Genomic DNA, 18,017 nt, shown 5'->3' with positions numbered 1-18,017 from the left:
GTTAATCGATGTCTGACTCTTTAGACCAAACACCACTCGGTACACAGGCTAAAACCTATCGTTACCTGGCTTTATTTGGCAACTTAGCCTTATTAGCCTGGGTCGCTATTTGGCAGCTTGCGTTATCCCCTCATCCCCACCTCAGCAGCACAACACTTGCTATTGCTTGGTGTATTCCGCTACTACTTCCGTTGCCTGGTATTTTAGCTGGTAAGCCTTACACTCATGCTTGGGCTAACTTTGTTCTTATGCTGTATTTCTTGCATGCGCTGACCATCCTTTATGTGGATGGGGGTGAACGCTGGCTTGCGGCAGTGGAACTGATACTGACTTCACTCGGTTTCGCTGGCAATATTTTGTTTGCTAGAGCGAGAGGCAAAGAGCTAGGTCTTAAGTTGAAACGCCTCTCTCAAGTAGAAAAAGAAGAAAAAGCGAAATTCAATAAATAACGCCAATTGCAGTCAATCACTGATCATTGGTTCGAATACGAATTTAGAAAACAAAAAGAGTCGCTATTGCGACTCTTTTTTATGCTTACCACATTGGTCTTTGATCCTTGCGTTTCACGCCTGGAACGCTACCAAGGAGATTACGATGCCGAGCGCCACTCGTAGATCAAGTCATACTGTTCTCGGGCAGGCTCCATAATCATCGGCTGAGTTGGCTGTGTTTCGTCACTTGCTTCTGCCACAATATCTACTGGTACTTCAGGCTGCGCTTCTTTTGGCGTCGCGGCGTCTTTTGCTTCATTACTCTGAACCAATGGCTCTTCTTCTTGAGTTGAAGCTGGGGCATCAACTTCACCTAAAGGATCTTCAAAAACCATTAATTGAGAAATAGAAGAAGCTTCTTTCTCAAAAGCTTGTTGTGATGCCAAAAGGTGGATGTTGAGCGTTAACTCGTCCCCTTGAACACGCTTAATCTCTGTACCCGCAACCGAATTAAGTTGTTTTAACGCATTCTCTAAACGGAAGAAGTCCGTGGCAGAGGTTACATTAAGGACTTTCACTGCTAGCGCTTTTGAAGACTTTCCTGAAACCACAACTGCACTCTTACTTGCATAGTAGTCTGCGATGCCATCCACCATTTCTGCAATAGCATTAGCACCTGATACAGACCCGCTACGCGGAGAACGTTGCGCTTCTACAATTCTCGTTGGCGACTGGTCGTAGAGTGTCCAACGAATTTGTTCACCTTGAGCCCGTACAACCAAAACGGCGTCAGCTGGGTAGCGCTGGCTGGCTTGACCAATTGGCTCAATAAAGCCGCCCCAAAGATCAGAGACATTAACACCGGTTACATCATCAAAATCCCCAACCGGGATAGTGATTGGTAGGCCTCTTAATTTCGCTGCGCTACGAAGTGCTGCAACATTTGAAGATTCAGAATGTTCCCACGCAATGTTACGATCGTAACCCTGTTCTTCAACCATCCAAACTAAAATATTGGCACGATTTGGCGACCAAGATGGCAATTGTGCTTGTGTTAAAAGAGAGCTGATTTGGTCGTTGTTAAACAACATTTTTAAGCTCGCTTTTCCATCAACCTGCCCATAGCTTAGTTGAGAAATGTAACGCGCACTTGAGCTAAGTGCCTTTTTAATCACTGGATTGCTTAAAGAGGATTGAGAACCGGTCGCTCGAACAATCACATCCTGCATACCTTGTTGACGAGCCAAAGACTCACCGTCGTTCTGCTCACTGTCGATAACCACTTCGGCACGATAGATATCCACCTGAGTTAATGCATATACTGGTAGGGACAACCAACCTATCAGTAAGAGAGCTAAATAGCGCATAGTTTTTATAATCCTCTGAACAAGAACCCGAATAATAAGCAACTATCAAATCTTGAGCAAGGCAAGTACTGAGTAAATTGTCTGTATTATGACCAGCTTTGTTAACTCGGGCCTCAACCAGCACTTCAGTGCTATTTTTTATAATAAACTCATTGCTTATTAAGCTATCTCAACAAGTTAGGCTGTCCATTTTTCATCTTCACGCAAGACACGTAAAAGAGGACAATTTGCAAGCAAGCAACTCTCAAAAGTGCTATTTATGGGAAAAATTCAATCGAAAGTTTGATCTATGCAACATTGCAAACGATTGCAGGATGATAGTATTCGCCGGATTTGTCTGCGTATCTTGAAAATAGGGAATTATTATGAAAAACGCGTTACAAGGCGCTCAAATGCTCTTTGTCGCTTTTGGTGCTTTGGTGCTTGTGCCGCTCCTAACTGGCCTTGATCCAAACGTAGCCCTCTTTGGTGCCGGTGTCGGTACCCTCCTCTTCCAATTAATGACTAAACGTTCTGTTCCCATCTTCCTTGCCTCTTCTTTTGCGTTTATTGCTCCTATTATGTTCGGTATCCAAACTTGGGGTATCGGTGCAACGATGGGCGGCTTGATGGCAGCTGGCTTAGTTTATGTGGCTCTAGGGGCGATGATCAAAGTGCGTGGTGTTGGATTTATCCATAAAATTCTCCCGCCCGTTGTCGTTGGCCCTGTGATCATGGTTATCGGCCTTGGCCTTGCCCCAACGGCAGTGAACATGGCGGTAGGTAAAACTGGTGATGGAGCTGCACAGCTAGTTAATGGTGATGCTGCGATCATTATCTCGGCGGTCTCACTGCTCACAACCATTGTACTCAGCGTTTTTGCAAAAGGCTTTTTGAAGCTCGTTCCTATTGTTGGTGGTATTCTTGCTGGTTACTCTGTTTCTCTATTCTACGGTGTGGTTGATTTCACTCCCGTAGAGCAAGCGGCTTGGCTAGCCATGCCAAACTTCACCGCGCCAGAGTTCAATATCAACGCAATTTTGTTCATGATTCCTGTCGCTATCGCACCTGCGGTTGAGCACGTAGGTGACATGCTTGCTATCTCAAACGTTACAGGAAAAAACTACCTGAAAAAACCAGGCCTTCACCGCACAATCGCAGGTGACGGGGTGGCAACTATCGCAGCTTCAATGGTGGGTGCTCCACCAAACACCACTTACAGTGAAGTAACAGGAGCGGTAATGCTAACCAAAGCATTTAACCCTGTGATCATGACTTGGGCAGCAATCACCGCAATCGTACTTGCATTGGTAGGTAAGCTAGGTGCGGTTCTTCAAACGATTCCAGTTCCTGTTATGGGCGGCATCATGATTCTGCTGTTCGGCTCCATCGCAACGGTAGGCCTCAACACACTGATCAAGAATAACGTTGATTTACATAAGTCTCGTAACCTAGTGATTGTTGCCGTAACACTTGTGTTTGGCATTGGTGGTATGGCTTTCGGTATTGGTGAGTTCAGTCTACAAGGTGTGAGCCTATGCGGTATCGTGGCAATTATTCTTAACCTTGTGCTACCAAACGATTTAGGTGAAAACCACGTTGTGGATAACGCACAAATGGAAGAAGAAAGCGCGAAATAGTTCGTTTGCGCCGCTTTATTAGTTGGCGTGTCTTACTCTTCTCCTCTTGTAGATACAAAAAAGGCTTGGTTTTCACCAAGCCTTTTTCTGTTCAGTCATAGTAATACATCAAAGAATTACTTAGTACCGAAGATCTTATCACCTGCATCGCCTAGACCCGGAACGATGTAGCCTTTGTCATTAAGCTTCTCATCGATTGCCGCAGTGTATAGCTCAACATCTGGGTGTGCTTTTTCTAGCGCTTCAATACCTTCTGGTGCAGCAACAAGTACCAGCACTTTGATTTGGTTACAACCTTTCTCTTTTAGGAGATCGATCGTAGCAATCATAGAACCACCTGTTGCAAGCATTGGGTCAACAACAAGCGCAATACGCTCCTCGATGTTTGAAGCAAGCTTGTTGAAGTAAGGAACTGGCTCAAGCGTTTCTTCATCACGGTAAATACCCACAACACTGATACGTGCGCTTGGCATGTGCTCAAGAACTCCATCCATCATGCCTAGACCTGCACGTAGGATTGGCACTACGGTTACTTTTTTACCTTTAATCTGGTCTACTTCTACCGGACCGTTCCAACCATCAATGGTCACTTTTTCTGTTTCAAAGTCTGACGTTGCTTCGTAAGTAAGTAGGCTACCGACCTCAGTCGCTAACTCACGAAAACGTTTTGTGCTGATGTCACCTTCTCTCATTAGACCAATTTTATGTTTTACTAGAGGGTGCTTTACTTCAACAACTTTCATGTCCATCTCCGGCTATAGTTGGCAATATTTAAACAAACCTTCAGATTATACATGATTTTCACAGGGATATCAGGATAAATCACTAAAGAAAAAAACAGACGCAAACGTTTGCTATCTATGTTTAAGCACTGTTAGAATAGCGCCGTTTTCATATCCAACTTAATACCGAGGACTTCCCTGTGAGTGGTAACAACTCTTCTCTTAGCTATAAAGACGCTGGTGTAGATATTGATGCAGGCAACGCGCTTGTGGATCGTATTAAGGGTGCGGTAAAACGTACTCGTCGCCCTGAAGTTATGGGTGGTATCGGTGGTTTTGGCGCGCTATGCGAATTGCCAACTAAATACAAACAACCTGTACTGGTTTCTGGTACTGATGGCGTTGGCACAAAACTTCGCCTAGCACTGGATATGAACAAGCACGACACGATTGGCATCGACCTAGTGGCAATGTGTGTAAATGATCTTATCGTGCAAGGCGCAGAGCCACTGTTTTTCCTAGATTACTACGCAACAGGCAAACTAGACGTTGATACCGCAGCGGATGTTGTTTCAGGTATCGCAGAAGGGTGTGTTCAAGCAGGTTGTGCCCTAATTGGTGGCGAAACTGCGGAGATGCCTGGCATGTATGAAGGCGAAGACTACGACGTAGCTGGTTTCTGTGTTGGCGTAGTAGAAAAAGAAGACGTGATTGACGGCACGAAAGTCGCTGCTGGTGATGCACTTATCGCTGTTGGTTCAAGCGGCCCACACTCAAACGGTTACTCCCTTATCCGTAAGATCCTAGAAGTATCTGGTGCAGATAAGAGCGAAGAGCTAGCAGGCCGCACTATTGGTGAGCACCTACTAGAACCAACAAAAATTTACATCAAGTCAGCACTTAAGATGATTGAGAAACACGACATCCATGCGATTTCTCATATCACTGGTGGTGGTTTCTGGGAAAACATCCCACGCGTACTGCCTGAAGGCACGAAAGCAGTTATCGATGGTAACAGTTGGGAATGGCCAGTTATCTTCAAGTGGCTACAAGAGAAAGGCAACGTCGACACACACGAAATGTACCGCACATTCAACTGTGGTGTAGGTCTAATCGTCGCACTACCGAAAGACCAGGCAGATGCAGCAGTTGCTCTTCTTAAAGAAGAAGGCGAAAACGCGTGGGTGATTGGTCAAATCGCACAAGCAGACGCGAACGAAGAGCAAGTTGAAATCCAATAATTTGCAAATCGAGCTCAAAAGATAAGAAGAATGAGGACACTAGATGACTAGGTCCTCATTTTGCTATCTAGAACACTAAAAACCATTCTATTAGTAGGTAGTTTAGAAACTACATAACTCCAACCTACAATACCAAGGCGCTCTCGACATCATGAAAAACCATACCCTAAAAAACATTGTGGTCCTCATCTCGGGTAACGGAAGTAACCTGCAAGCTATCTTGGAAGCTTGCGAAGACAGCATGCCAAACGCACGAGTGGCAGCCGTGTTCTCTAACAAAGCAGATGCTTTTGGTTTAGAACGTGCAAAAAAGTTTGATGTGGACGGTCACTTTGTCGACCCTAAAGCATTCAGCTCGCGTGAAAGCTTTGATGCAGAGCTAATGAGTCAAATAGATGAATACCAACCAGACGTGATTATTCTTGCTGGTTACATGCGCATTCTGAGCAGCGCATTTGTTTCTCATTACATGGGTAAGATGATCAATATCCACCCTTCTCTTCTACCAAAATATCCTGGGCTACACACACACCAGAGAGCAATTGATGCTGGCGATAAAGAACATGGTACGAGTGTGCACTTTGTAACGGAAGAGCTTGATGGTGGCCCTGTCATACTGCAAGCAAAAGTTCCTGTGTTCGAAGACGATGATGCTAGTGTACTTGCGGCACGTGTTCAGGCGCAGGAGCACCGAATCTACCCTATGGTGGCTAAGTGGCTGGTAGACGAGCGGTTGATCATGAAGGATGGTAAAGCCTATTTAGATGGCGCAGAGCTTGGCGTACATGGGTACGCCTCAGATGAGTAGCCCTGAATAATAAACTCCAAGCACAAAAGAGCAGCCTGAGGGCTGCTCTTGGTTGTTTTAATACTTATAAACTTGATTCAAGAAAACCATGGTGAGACTAGAAACCTAAAACCCAACATTCTAAAAAATCCCATAACCACTTGAGTAACATAACACTCGGAAAGTAGATTCTGAATCTGGTTCGTTCTTCACCGTTCAGACTGACGAGGTGTTTTATGAGAAATTTCTATCAGTTACGTCTTTACAGCAAGCCTTAGCGAGACTAGGACTCTACTACCAGCACTCTAGAAAGTAAGAATGCTCATCCGTATCCGCCCTCGGTTTAAAACGCATAAAAATAAAGCTCGCGATTAAGCGAGCTTTATTTTTATATTCAGAGTAAGAGACCATCACTCTAACGGTTCGGTTGGCGCTTGATTGCCCGGCTTAGCCGCCGCAAACGGCACATTTACCAGTTCAGAGGCATTATTTTTGACTAGTTCACCTAGGTGAAACAAGCCGTATTCGCCAGGTTTCATACGCTGCCAAGCTTCGTTGCCCGTCAAAGGTTGAGTTGCAATCACAGAAACGATGTCGTGTGGCGTTGTTTCTTCTTGGAAGTTAATTTCCACATCTTCATCAAGCAACGCGGCTTTTCCAAACGGTGCGCGTCTTGTGATCCAATACAAATGATTGGTGCAATACGTCATTACATACTCACCATCACTCAGAAGCATGTTAAATACACCCTTCTCTCTTAGCTCATCACAACATTTAGCAACATATAAGAATACCGACTCCATATCCTTTGGTGGCTCAGGATATCGATCTTCCATTTGCTTCAATAACCAGCAAAATGCCAGTTCACTATCTGTTTCACCGACAGGTCGATGTCGACCTGTATGCAAGTCTTGATAGCCAGAGAGCTGACCGTTATGCGCAAACGTCCAATACCTACCCCACAGCTCACGTGTAAAGGGATGAGTATTTTCTAAATTAACACCACCACGATTCGCCTGTCGGATATGACTAACGACCGCACGACTTTTGATGGGATAATTTTGTACCAACTCTGCTATTTTAGACTCACAACTTGGCTTGGGATCTTTGAAGGTTCGAAAGCCCTTCCCTTCGTAGAAGGTGATCCCCCATCCGTCACGGTGTGGGCCGGTTCGGCCTCCACGCTGCATGAGCCCAGTAAAACTGAAACAAATATCCGTTGGAACATTAGCGCTCATACCGAGCAATTCACACATGGTTTAAAAAACTCCCTAACAACACAGCTCGAAACGGTGGCCGTAAACGATTATTCCATCTCTTTTTCGATCAACTGAATGATGATATGAATAATCTTAATATGAATTTCCTGAATGCGGTCTGCATAACCAAAGTGTGGCACGCGGATTTCAATATCTGCAAGGCCTGCCATTTTGCCGCCATCTTTACCTGTTAGCGCAATCGTCTTCATGCCTTTCGCTTGTGCTGCTTCAATCGCTTTCAGGATGTTACCTGAGTTACCTGAAGTCGACAGACCAAACAGTACGTCACCTTTTCGACCAACCGCTTCTACATAACGTGAAAACACGAAGTCATAACCAAAGTCATTACTCACACAAGAAAGGTGGCTTGGATCTGAAATAGCAATACCAGCATAGCCAGGACGATTTTCTCGGTAACGGCCTGTTAGCTCTTCGGCAAAGTGCATTGAATCACAGTGAGAACCACCGTTACCACATGACAATACTTTACCATCTTGTTTGAATGAGTCAGCAATCATTTTCGCCGCTGCTTCGATTTGCGCAATGTTATGGTCATCGCTTAAAAATTTGTTGAGCACTTCAGCAGCTTCGTTTAATTCACTTCTAATCAGATCATGGTACATAAGACGTTCTCTTTATTATTTCGGCTTCAGTCAGCTCTTGACTCACTGAGCAAATTGTTCTGATACCAATTTGGTATCGGACATTTCATAAACCTGAACTCGGGTTTGATTACTCTGAGTTTACCCACAAACGAGAATTAGTGTCGATAGTGAACCAACAGATTTAGATTAGTGATGGTAATAAACTTGTCAACTTGCTCATGAAACCATCACTCAAATCTCAACTTTAGAATTTTAACTCTACTTAGATCACTTTTTATCCAATCTTATGTTTTACATTTCCTTAATATTTTGATTACACTTAAACCAACTGGTTAGACCTCTTACCTAACATACAGACGTACAAAACTTATAAAGTCTGAAAAGGAAAATATATATGGACATCTTGCTCTCAATCATCACGATGGCGATCGTGCTAGGCATTACGCTCTACCACCGCATGTCTCTCGTGAAATCTATTAGCTTACTCACCGCGGCCATGCTGGCTCTTACAGTAGCAGGAACTGTCGGCGTTATTGGTTGGGCTATTTACGTTCTCGCCGCAGCTGTGCTCGCGGTTCCTGGCGTACGTCAGTCTTTAATTAGCCGCAAAGCGTTAGTGCTTTTCAAGAAAGTGCTGCCAGCTATGTCTCAAACCGAAAAAGAAGCGTTAGACGCAGGTACCGTCTGGTGGGAAGCCGAACTGTTTAAAGGCAAACCAGAGTGGCAAAAGCTACACGCGATTCAAGCACCTAAGTTAAGTGCGGAAGAACAAGCCTTTTTAGACGGCCCTGTGAATGAAGTGTGCGCCATGGTGAGTGATTTCCAAGTGACCCATGAACTCGCGGACTTACCGCCAGAAGTTTGGCAATACCTGAAAGATCATAAGTTCTTCGCCATGATCATTAAGAAAAAGTACGGTGGTCTGGAATTCTCAGCATACGCGCAATCACTAGTACTACAAAAACTAACGGGTGTTTCTGGCGTTCTATCGTCTACCGTTGGTGTTCCTAACTCTTTGGGCCCAGGTGAGCTACTGCAACACTACGGTACTGAAGATCAAAAAAATCATTACTTACCGCGTCTAGCTGAAGGTAAGGAAATCCCTTGTTTCGCCCTAACAAGTCCAGAAGCGGGTTCTGACGCAGGCTCTATTCCAGATTACGGTGTGGTCTGTAAAGGCGAATGGGAAGGAAAAGAAGTACTGGGTATGCGCCTGACTTGGAACAAGCGCTACATCACCCTAGCGCCAGTCGCAACGGTACTAGGCTTAGCATTTAAACTTCGCGATCCTGAAGGTTTGCTAGGCGACAAAGAAGATCTTGGCATCACTTGTGCGCTTATCCCAACTGATGTCAAAGGTGTTGAGATTGGTAACCGACACTTCCCGCTCAATGTACCATTCCAAAATGGTCCAACGCGCGGTAAAGACATCTTTGTTCCTATCGATTTCATTATCGGTGGTGAAAAAATGGCGGGCCAAGGTTGGCGTATGCTGGTTGAGTGTCTGTCGGTTGGACGTGGTATCACGCTACCTTCAAACTCAACAGGTGGCATCAAAACTGCGGCAATGGCAACCGGTGCTTACTCACGTATTCGCCGTCAGTTCAAACAGCCGATCGGCCATATGGAAGGAGTTGAAGAACCATTAGCACGCTTGGGTGGTAATGCTTACGTGATGGATGCAGCAAGCAACTTAACCGTTGCGGGTATCGACTTAGGTGAAAAACCTTCAGTTATCTCAGCTATCGTGAAGTATCACTGTACGCACCGCGGCCAGCAAAGCATCATCGATGCAATGGACATCGTAGGCGGTAAAGGTATCTGTATGGGACCTTCTAACTTCCTAGCTCGTGGTTACCAAGGTGCGCCAATCGCAGTAACGGTTGAGGGTGCTAACATTCTAACACGCTCAATGATCATCTTTGGCCAAGGCGCAATCCGTTGCCATCCGTACGTTCTTGAAGAAATGAACGCGGCGTATTCTGAAGCAAGTAATGCTGTCGAGAAATTTGATAAAGCGCTTGCTGGTCACGTGAGCTTTACAATGAGTAACCTAGTGCGCAGTATCTGGTTTGGTTTGAGCGACGGTCTGGGCTCTTCATCGCCAACCAAAGATGCAACCAAGCGTTACTACCAACAATTGAACCGCTACAGTGCAAACCTTGCCTTACTATCGGATATCTCGATGGCAGTGCTAGGTGGCTCTTTGAAGCGTAAAGAGCGTCTATCAGCGCGTCTTGGTGACATTCTAAGCCAGCTATATTTAAGCTCTGCGACGTTGAAACGTTTTGAGCAAGATGGACGCCCAGTCGAAGATTTACCATTAGTACACTGGGGTCTACAAGACAGTTTGAAACAAGCGGAAGTGGCGGTAGACGAATTCTTAGCAAACTTCCCGAACAAAGTGATTGGTCGTGCACTGCGCGTGTTAATCATGCCATTCGGTCGTGTACGCAAAGCGCCAAGCGATAAACTAGACAGTAAAGTGGCGCGCATTCTACAAACGCCAAGTGCAACGCGCTCACGCATTGGTCGCGGTCAATACCTTGAACCAACCGAGCACAACGCAGCAGGTAAGATTGAGCTTGCGCTGTCAGTCATTCTTCAAGCTGAACCTGTGTTTGACAAAGTATGTAAAGCGCAAGGTAAGCGTCGCCCATTCTTACGTTTGGATATGATTGCTCAGGAAGGGCTAGAGCAAGGCTTTATCACGCAAGAAGAAGCCGATCTACTCAGAGAAGCGGAACAGCATCGTCTAGATACAATCAACGTTGACGATTTTGAGCCGGAACTGCTTGCCGCAAAGCCGCTATACCCTCAGATGGATAGTGTCGCGTAACTCTAGAATCTGAGACCACAAACGGGAGTATCAGCTCCCGTTTTTTATTGCTTCCAGAATCGGATTCATAACACCTCACACTACAAAGCCCCCCTGCGCAATAAAATCCTCGCACTCCAATCTTTTCCCCGATTTCCAGTGATAACTAACTCACAGACGTTCCAACTAAGCGGTGTATACTTTAAGTAACTCACTCACATATATGGTAAATCCGTTGGCTAAAATATTACTCGCACAGTGGTTCCCAGGGCTTGTTCAGCTTAAGCATTATCAAAAAGAATGGTTTGTTAACGACTTTAGAGCCGCCTTTTCTGTTGTCGCGGTTGCACTGCCAGTTGCCATAGCTTACGCACAATTAACTGGTGTATCCGCAATTGTCGGTCTGTATTCGTGTGTACTGCCAATGTTGGTTTACGCCATGATGGGCACATCTCGGCAACTCATTGTCGGACCCGATGCAGCAACCTGTGCAGTGATCGCAGCTGTTGTGACACCACTTGCCGCAGGTGACCCCACAAAACATTGGCAGTTGGTTATGACCATGACAGCGATGACGGGAATTTGGTGTGTACTGGCAAGTCGTTTCAAGCTAGGGGTATTTGCAGATTTCCTTTCTCGTCCGATTCTTTTGGGTCTACTCAACGGTGTTGCTCTCACAATTATCGTTGGTCAGTTTGCGAAAGTAGTCGGTTTGAAATACGAGCAACGTTATTTACTGGAACGTTTATGGGAAGCTCCACAACGATTAACCGATCTTCATTGGCCTACTGTAACTCTGAGTATCGTGACGGTTGTCGTTTATTTGCTCACCAAACGCTACCGACCAACTTGGCCTGCTGCCATGCTGGCGATCCTCGTAACTACTGCGTCAGTTTGGTTTTTCCATTTACAAGAGATGGGCGTATCGGTTGTCGGACTCACTCAAGGTGGCTTCCCTCAGTTTCAAACACCGGAGTTTGAGCTAGGTGAAGTCCGTGAACTAGTGGTCCCGGCGCTCAACCTTGCGATTGTCAGTTTTGTTAGCATGATGCTCACCGCCCGCAGTTTCGCTGCTAAAAACGGTTATGATATTGATGCTAATAAAGAGTTTCAGGCGTTGGGTTTTGCCAACATTGCCTCAGCGTTTTCGCAAGGTTTCGCGATAAGCGGCGCTGACTCACGCACAGCCGTCAATGATGCAAATGGCGGTAAATCTCAATTAGTTTCGATTGTCGCCGCAATCACCATTGCCATTATTGCGGTATTTATTTACGAGCCTTTACAGTTCATCCCTATCGCTTCACTTGGTGTTGTATTGATCATTGCGTCCCTATCGCTGCTCGATCTTAAAGCAATTTGGAAATTAAAATCTCGTGACAAAGATGCATTTTATCTGGCCATCATTACTTTTATTTCTGTGTTGATCGTGGGTGTAATACCGGGGATCACTTTGGCGGTACTGTTAGGGCTGTTTCAATTTTTACGGATTGTCATGCGACCGAGTGATCAGCTACTTGGCTTGGATGAAAAAGGTACCATTCGGACCATCGACGACTCAGGAAAAGCTTCGCCTATTCCTGGAATGGTGATTTACCGCTTTAACTCACCGCTAACTTACTTCAATGCTCCTTACTTTAAACGTAGAGTGTTAGAGCAGGCAGAGCATCACAAAGACGCAAGTTGCGTTGTCATCGACGCCGTGTCGAGCTTTACTCACTTGGATCTCAGTGTGATGGCAACACTGGCAGATATTCACAATACTTTGAAAAAGAGAGGCGTACGCTTAATCCTCGCAGGAAGGAAACGACGTCTTCGTCAATGGTGTGAGCTTACTGGTATCAGCACCAGTGAAGGAGGCATCTTACTGCGAGCTGATATGTACCTTGCCATTAAACTTAGTGGCTGTTACATCAGTGCTGTGGGTGAGGGACAAATTCCTACTGTTCAAAAAGAGCCTGATTTAGAGCAGCCACCCAAACCAATTCCAGAAGTGGCTTAAATAGAAATTTAATATAGAAAACAGGAAATTAAACTCCTGTTTTCTAGTGCTTATCTTCACAGCTGAATACGTGTTATGCCTTTGGCTTAAACTTTTTTGTCATCCCTTGGCTTTTAGGAGCCACCAGCCTATAACCAAGCTTTTCGTAAAAGACCGGTTCATCAGCAATCATAGAAACGTAAGAGCCTTCAAGTGCAACAGAAGAAAGATAACCGTCGATGTATTCCATGACTTTTCTACCTAAACCGTTACCTTGATAATCAGAATCAACGGCAACGTCGACAATTTCGAAGTTACACGCCCCGTCACCAACAACCCGACCCATTGCAATGAGCTTTCCTTCATCCCGAACAGATACGCCATATAACGAATTGGGTAGACCAATTTCAGCAGCTTTCAACGATTTGGGTGATAGCCCGGCTTTGACACGCATATCACAGTATTCTTTCGGGCTTGGAACATGCTCTTCATATCTTATTGTCATTATGTACTACTCCTTTGTATCACCTTGGAGCTTACATAACTAAACTGTATAAATAAACAGTTAAACGTTGGAAAGATGTTCCCATTAAGCACACAAAGTATCGGGTCTAGAAAAGAACCCGCCGACAACTCTGACGCCATAATAGATATAAGTTGCTCTGAAGCTAGACATTCCTTTTTCTAAACATGTTTCTCTCAACAACGTATCCGCATGCTTTCGAGCACTTTGAGGCAACACCTCTTCCCTCATGAGTTGGTAAAGAGCATCATGTACTAAAGAAGCTTTCATAATGTTTTTTGTGTCTAACGCTGGCCCACTCGCTCCATCCCATGCATAGCCCTTTTTAATCGTTAACACGCCTTGTTTGGACAAACTAAGAAAAGGGCTGTCATACGCCTGACTCACTGAAATGTGAGTCTCAATCTTTTCTTCAGAATGGAGAGTGTATTTGTACTTCTGACGCTTTTTGTATTTCATCAGAGACCTCGCGTTTACTTATTCTTATTTATCACGCACAGCTGAATATTTATCCAGAAACCCTACAAGATCGGCTCTTGTTATTATGGCGTACTACCTATTACAAAGCCCAAATCAATATGAATAGAACTCCATGCAATCAATAAAGCCAGAACCCCTGACTTTATTGATCAAAATTCAACCAGAAACCCTTATTCTGAAGGAAGTCTACTCAATTTTTTATGGATATCTTCTACAAAATTGGCTTGTTCACTTGGAGAAACCTCTAGAACATAATGAAAAAACGGACTTGTATGCTCAGTAATTTTATACTCTTCACTTAACAGCTTAATTACTTGTTCATGATTAAATCGTGCGGAGACTAAGCCACTCTCGGTTTCTTGAGTTATAACTATATAGTGAGCGGTTGGAAAAACCGTAAACCTTCCTTCGACAGGAAACCAGGGAGCAAAAGAAATAATCTCGTCATCAATTATGTATGCTTGAGGTTTACTGACATAAGTGTAAGGGTACTTTTCATCTAAATAGGGTCTTGCTGTATCAAACAAGCCATCATAATAAGTTGGTATTTCTACTTTTTGGATTTTACTTAAGGGATCGAAAGTGAAGGTATCAAGTGATTTTAAATTATTACTTCCCGAATCTGGATTATTAACACCATTATCAATAGAAGAACAACCTACAATTATCACTGCACAAAAAAAAGCTAAAATTTTATTCATTATTTCTTTTATCTTTAATTGATTGTTTTGAAAGTTAGTCACATTAAAAATGCAACCAATTTAGAAAGTAAAAATGATATATTATTTATATAAAATCCCAAACATATATTTGAATACAGTAAACTTAAATATTCATAATTTATCCATTTTTCTTCTTCCAACTTGGTAACTTGATAAAAAAACGGAGCCGATTGGCTCCGTTTCTCGCTTTATGTGTTACTACTATTTCTTTGGTACTTCTAATTGCATCTCTGGCATGGCATCGCGCTTCGCTTTAATTTTGCGCCAGACTATCCATGCAATGATCACAATCAGCAGCATTATCAAATTACCCACCGCGATAATAATCATGCTGCGCTTACGCTCAGCCTCTCGCTCAGCGATAATTTGCTTTTCCATTTCAATACGGCGCTGTTCGGCTAATTCAGCTTCTTTTGCAATTCGAGCAGCTTCTAGATCAACTTCATCAACAACACTGAAGGTTTGCTCTGGGATAGGAAACACCAACGAGCGCTGGGTTGCAAAATCAGTGGCAAAGATCTCGCCGCGCCATGCGTACTTACCAAGCTCAGCATCGTTATTGAGGTTCAACGTAACTCTCATTCCATCTTTAGAGACCTGTCCTTGGCTGTAACCAATGAAACCATCGGGAGCGTCCTTTTTCACTGTGACTGCAATAGAGCCTGGTGCAATCATACCTTGCTCGCCACTCACCACTAATTGGTGTGGCTTATCGTGATTACGAGCCTGAATAAAAATACGAGAGATTGGGTTCGGATAAACCAAGATGACTTGTTCTTGCGCTCGTAAGAATACGCCATTGCCAGACGTGATGCGAGCGCGGTACTTACCAGGCTCAACGTCTATTGGGAGCTGAACCGTGAACACTCCATCCCCTGCTTTTTCATCCAAGCCGCGGCCGTCATCAGAAAACTCACCCACAACCATCGGCACTGGACGAGCTTCTTTGATCAGCTCATCTTCATTTTCGACAAACTTGGTAAATGTCACGCGCAGATTCACGCGATCAAGGAAGTCGCGCAATACAAGAGGTTTGCCGTCGGAGGTCAGGCGAGCTGTAAACTTAAGCGCTTCCCCATTATATAATCGGTTTGGGAACAGATCCGTACTGAGCTTTAGGTGAGAAATTAAGCGGATGTTATTTTTAGGCGTAACTTTCCCCACAGCCTGCCATGGACCTGGCATAGGGTTATCAACGGAAATAATATCGAGAGAGGCTTCTTGATACCAACGTACATTGTCGTAAGAGCCCCAAGCATAGTATTTTTTACCGTCAGGACGGACTAAAACAACTGGCTGAGAACTTTGCTCACGATAAACCAAAAACGTGATCTGCTCGATGGTTGGATCAACTCGAAAGCGATTGTCTAACAAAGACATTGTAGATTCACTCGCAGCACTCGAGAGACTACTCCATATCGCTAAAAACGCGACCAACAAAGCCCTCAACATAGCTTCTCCTATTGATGCCAAATACAGTCGTTCACCAACTCTAATCTTTTTTGGTGAGCTTCTAGTTCATCGGCACTTGCGCGCAAAACCTTTAGCGCTTTTCTTCCTTCAATACGACGAATGGTTTCTACTCCACCCTCTTGTTTATTCGCGTTAAATTCTAGACTCGTTTGACCACCCGTCATAAAGAGGTAAACGTCGGCTAGAATCTCCGCATCGAGCAAAGCTCCGTGGAGAGTACGGTGCGAGTTATCAATACCGTAACGTTCACATAAGATATCAAGGTTGTTTCGCTTACCAGGGAAGATTTTCTTCGCCATAGCAAGGGTGTCGGTCACCTTGCAGTAGTCGTCCGTTTTGCCGATGTTAGGATCGAGCATGCCAAACTCGTAATCCATAAAGCCGGTATCGAAGGGCGCGTTGTGGGCAACAAGTTCTGCGCCTTTAATAAACTCAAGAAACTCTTGGTGCACGCTCGCGTATTCCGGTTTATCAACCAAGAATTCATCCGTAATACCGTGAACTTCAACCGCTTCTGGTTGGATTTCACGATCGGGTTTTAAATAAACGTGGAAGTGACGACCAGTCAGCTTACGGTTGATGATCTCCACGGCACCGATTTCAATAATGCGGTGTCCCATGTAGTGAGGACCACCCTCGCGGTTCATACCTGTGGTTTCGGTATCGAGAACGACAATGCGGTTATATTCAGAATTGCTGCTGGTATTCATAAGGTTATGTATGTCAGACTATGCTTTATTAAATGTTTCGGCTAATAGTACCAAAAAATATGACCAAACACGTTGAGATTTTCACTGACGGTTCTTGTTTAGGTAACCCAGGACCAGGTGGTTACGGCATAGTATTGCGTTACAAAGACGTAGAAAAGACACTTTCCAAAGGCTATACGTTAACTACCAACAACCGCATGGAAATGTTGGCGGCTGTCGTCGCGCTGCAGACGTTAAAACAACCTTGCAAAGTCACTTTAACGACTGACAGCCAATATGTGCGCCAAGGTATTACTCAGTGGATCCATAACTGGAAGAAGCGTGGTTGGAAAACAGCGGATAAAAAACCCGTGAAGAATGCCGATTTATGGCAAGCTCTAGACAAAGAAACCGCACGCCATCAAGTTGAATGGCATTGGGTAAAAGGCCACGCAGGCCATCGTGAGAACGAAATGTGTGATGAGCTAGCCCGGACTGCTGCAGAAAACCCAACTGAGGAAGATACAGGTTACCAACCCTCTTAGCGAGATTCTTTCCTCATAGTGTTACCCTCTCGATTCATCACCCCAAGTGGTGTGAGCTTTTTCTTCAAGCGCCAATGCGGTTTGATAGGCTTGAGAGGGTATGTCCGTTTCCGCGCGACTATGTAATACAAACTCCCAGCGGGTGATGCCCAATCACCAAGACTATTTTCCAACCATGTCCACATCGTACGGTAACGTTTCATCGGAAACAGCGCATAACGATCACAATGAATCACTTGATAATTAAGTAACCCTAACCAGTCTTTGATGCGGTTTGACGTAAACATTCGTCCACTCCAAGGCAAATTATGTTTACGCCATGGAAGCAAACTCGCTAATCCAGTCAAGCTTAATGGGTTGAATCCAGTAATAATTACATAGCCATCATCCATCATCACTCTATCGACTTCACGCAACAAACGGTGTGGATCGCTTGCATAGTCGAGCTGATGAGCGAGTATCACAACATCAAAGCTTTTTTCCAAAAAGGGTAATTCGTAACCATCTGCAATCACATTATGCAACGGGTTCTGGATATCTACGTTGACTTGGTGTTGAATGTTACAATTACAGCTGGTTAGCTCACAGCTCAACCCGCCCAGTTTGAGCATATGGTAGCCGAAGAGTTTCGGGCACCATTCATCAAGTCGGGTCTGGATTGACTCAAGCACCCACGGACCGTTGTTCATTGCTGACCAAGTCGACGGGTGTGGTATAGTTTTGTTGCTGAGTGCTGGTTTCATTAACCACCTGACTAA

At 44.6% G+C, this 18,017-nt stretch carries 17 protein-coding genes; 7 read left to right on the top strand and 10 right to left on the bottom strand.

Features of this window, described 5'->3' with window-relative positions; all coding sequences use genetic code 11:
• Window positions 1-8 precede the first annotated feature (8 nt).
• Window positions 9-449: a DUF2069 domain-containing protein gene (locus tag J4N40_RS04335; RefSeq protein WP_005380407.1), complete on the top strand. Its 441-nt coding sequence runs from the start codon at window positions 9-11 to the stop codon at window positions 447-449.
• A 140-nt stretch (window positions 450-589) separates the two neighbouring features.
• Here J4N40_RS04335 and J4N40_RS04330 read toward each other — a convergent pair whose 3' ends face one another.
• The gene (locus tag J4N40_RS04330) at window positions 590-1,798 is read right to left on the bottom strand and encodes a DUF2066 domain-containing protein (protein ID WP_171346123.1); all 1,209 of its coding nucleotides are present in this window, start codon (window positions 1,796-1,798) and stop codon (window positions 590-592) included.
• 365 nt (window positions 1,799-2,163) lie between these two features.
• Between J4N40_RS04330 and J4N40_RS04325 the strand changes: the two genes are divergently transcribed.
• Window positions 2,164-3,417 carry a uracil-xanthine permease family protein gene (locus tag J4N40_RS04325; protein ID WP_005389855.1) on the top strand — a complete coding sequence of 418 codons (1,254 nt, stop codon included), beginning with the start codon at window positions 2,164-2,166 and terminating at the stop codon, window positions 3,415-3,417.
• Between the two features lie 116 nt (window positions 3,418-3,533).
• Here J4N40_RS04325 and upp read toward each other — a convergent pair whose 3' ends face one another.
• The gene (gene upp, locus J4N40_RS04320) at window positions 3,534-4,160 is read right to left on the bottom strand and encodes a uracil phosphoribosyltransferase (protein ID WP_005380401.1); all 627 of its coding nucleotides are present in this window, start codon (window positions 4,158-4,160) and stop codon (window positions 3,534-3,536) included.
• A gap of 179 nt (window positions 4,161-4,339) precedes the next feature.
• Between upp and purM the strand changes: the two genes are divergently transcribed.
• Together purM and purN are read left to right on the top strand one after the other, a co-directional pair.
• A complete protein-coding gene (purM, locus tag J4N40_RS04315; RefSeq protein WP_005389861.1) occupies window positions 4,340-5,380 on the top strand; it encodes a phosphoribosylformylglycinamidine cyclo-ligase in 1,041 nt (346 codons plus the stop codon).
• Between the two features lie 151 nt (window positions 5,381-5,531).
• On the top strand, window positions 5,532-6,188 hold the full coding sequence (gene purN / locus J4N40_RS04310; protein ID WP_005394347.1) for a phosphoribosylglycinamide formyltransferase: 657 nt from the start codon (window positions 5,532-5,534) through the stop codon (window positions 6,186-6,188).
• A gap of 389 nt (window positions 6,189-6,577) precedes the next feature.
• Here the strand turns inward: purN and J4N40_RS04305 are convergent, their stop codons facing one another.
• Complete coding sequence (locus J4N40_RS04305) at window positions 6,578-7,423, bottom strand: class II glutamine amidotransferase (protein WP_005380394.1); 846 nt, start codon at window positions 7,421-7,423, stop codon at window positions 6,578-6,580.
• A gap of 50 nt (window positions 7,424-7,473) precedes the next feature.
• Window positions 7,474-8,049 (bottom strand): D-sedoheptulose 7-phosphate isomerase, encoded by a 576-nt coding sequence (gene lpcA / locus J4N40_RS04300; protein WP_005380392.1) that lies wholly within the window; start codon window positions 8,047-8,049, stop codon window positions 7,474-7,476.
• Window positions 8,050-8,425: 376 nt separating this feature from the next.
• On the opposite strand from lpcA, the gene fadE reads away from it, so the two are divergent.
• On the top strand, window positions 8,426-10,870 hold the full coding sequence (gene fadE / locus J4N40_RS04295) for an acyl-CoA dehydrogenase FadE (RefSeq protein WP_005385392.1): 2,445 nt from the start codon (window positions 8,426-8,428) through the stop codon (window positions 10,868-10,870).
• 202 nt (window positions 10,871-11,072) lie between these two features.
• The gene (locus J4N40_RS04290) at window positions 11,073-12,848 is read left to right on the top strand and encodes a SulP family inorganic anion transporter (protein ID WP_005380390.1); all 1,776 of its coding nucleotides are present in this window, start codon (window positions 11,073-11,075) and stop codon (window positions 12,846-12,848) included.
• A gap of 73 nt (window positions 12,849-12,921) precedes the next feature.
• Here J4N40_RS04290 and J4N40_RS04285 read toward each other — a convergent pair whose 3' ends face one another.
• The 5 genes from J4N40_RS04285 to dnaQ form a co-directional block, all read right to left on the bottom strand.
• A complete protein-coding gene (locus J4N40_RS04285; RefSeq protein WP_017633770.1) occupies window positions 12,922-13,332 on the bottom strand; it encodes a GNAT family N-acetyltransferase in 411 nt (136 codons plus the stop codon).
• A gap of 84 nt (window positions 13,333-13,416) precedes the next feature.
• Entirely contained in the window at window positions 13,417-13,809 is a 393-nt protein-coding gene (locus J4N40_RS04280; RefSeq protein WP_137282304.1) for a DUF1353 domain-containing protein, read from the bottom strand.
• Between the two features lie 191 nt (window positions 13,810-14,000).
• Window positions 14,001-14,531: a hypothetical protein gene (locus J4N40_RS04275; RefSeq protein ID WP_005380387.1), complete on the bottom strand. Its 531-nt coding sequence runs from the start codon at window positions 14,529-14,531 to the stop codon at window positions 14,001-14,003.
• Window positions 14,532-14,753: 222 nt separating this feature from the next.
• Entirely contained in the window at window positions 14,754-16,004 is a 1,251-nt protein-coding gene (locus J4N40_RS04270) for a TIGR03503 family protein (RefSeq protein ID WP_250654381.1), read from the bottom strand.
• Between the two features lie 8 nt (window positions 16,005-16,012).
• Window positions 16,013-16,735, bottom strand: coding sequence for a DNA polymerase III subunit epsilon (gene dnaQ / locus J4N40_RS04265; RefSeq protein ID WP_005380385.1), 723 nt, complete (start codon window positions 16,733-16,735; stop codon window positions 16,013-16,015).
• 59 nt (window positions 16,736-16,794) lie between these two features.
• On the opposite strand from dnaQ, the gene rnhA reads away from it, so the two are divergent.
• Window positions 16,795-17,259: a ribonuclease HI gene (gene rnhA / locus J4N40_RS04260; protein WP_005380384.1), complete on the top strand. Its 465-nt coding sequence runs from the start codon at window positions 16,795-16,797 to the stop codon at window positions 17,257-17,259.
• On the opposite strand, the gene J4N40_RS04255 is transcribed toward rnhA, so the two are convergent.
• Window positions 17,256-18,002, bottom strand: a complete 747-nt coding sequence (locus tag J4N40_RS04255; protein WP_017636046.1) for a class I SAM-dependent methyltransferase — start codon at window positions 18,000-18,002, stop codon at window positions 17,256-17,258. The genes rnhA and J4N40_RS04255 overlap by 4 nt on opposite strands.
• Window positions 18,003-18,017 lie beyond the last annotated feature (15 nt).

Source organism: Vibrio sp. SCSIO 43097 (assembly GCF_023650755.1).
GTDB classification, from domain to species: Bacteria; Pseudomonadota; Gammaproteobacteria; order Enterobacterales; family Vibrionaceae; genus Vibrio; species Vibrio alginolyticus.
Note: the sequence above shows the minus strand (reverse complement) of the source record. Positions and strands in the feature narration are given on the sequence as shown.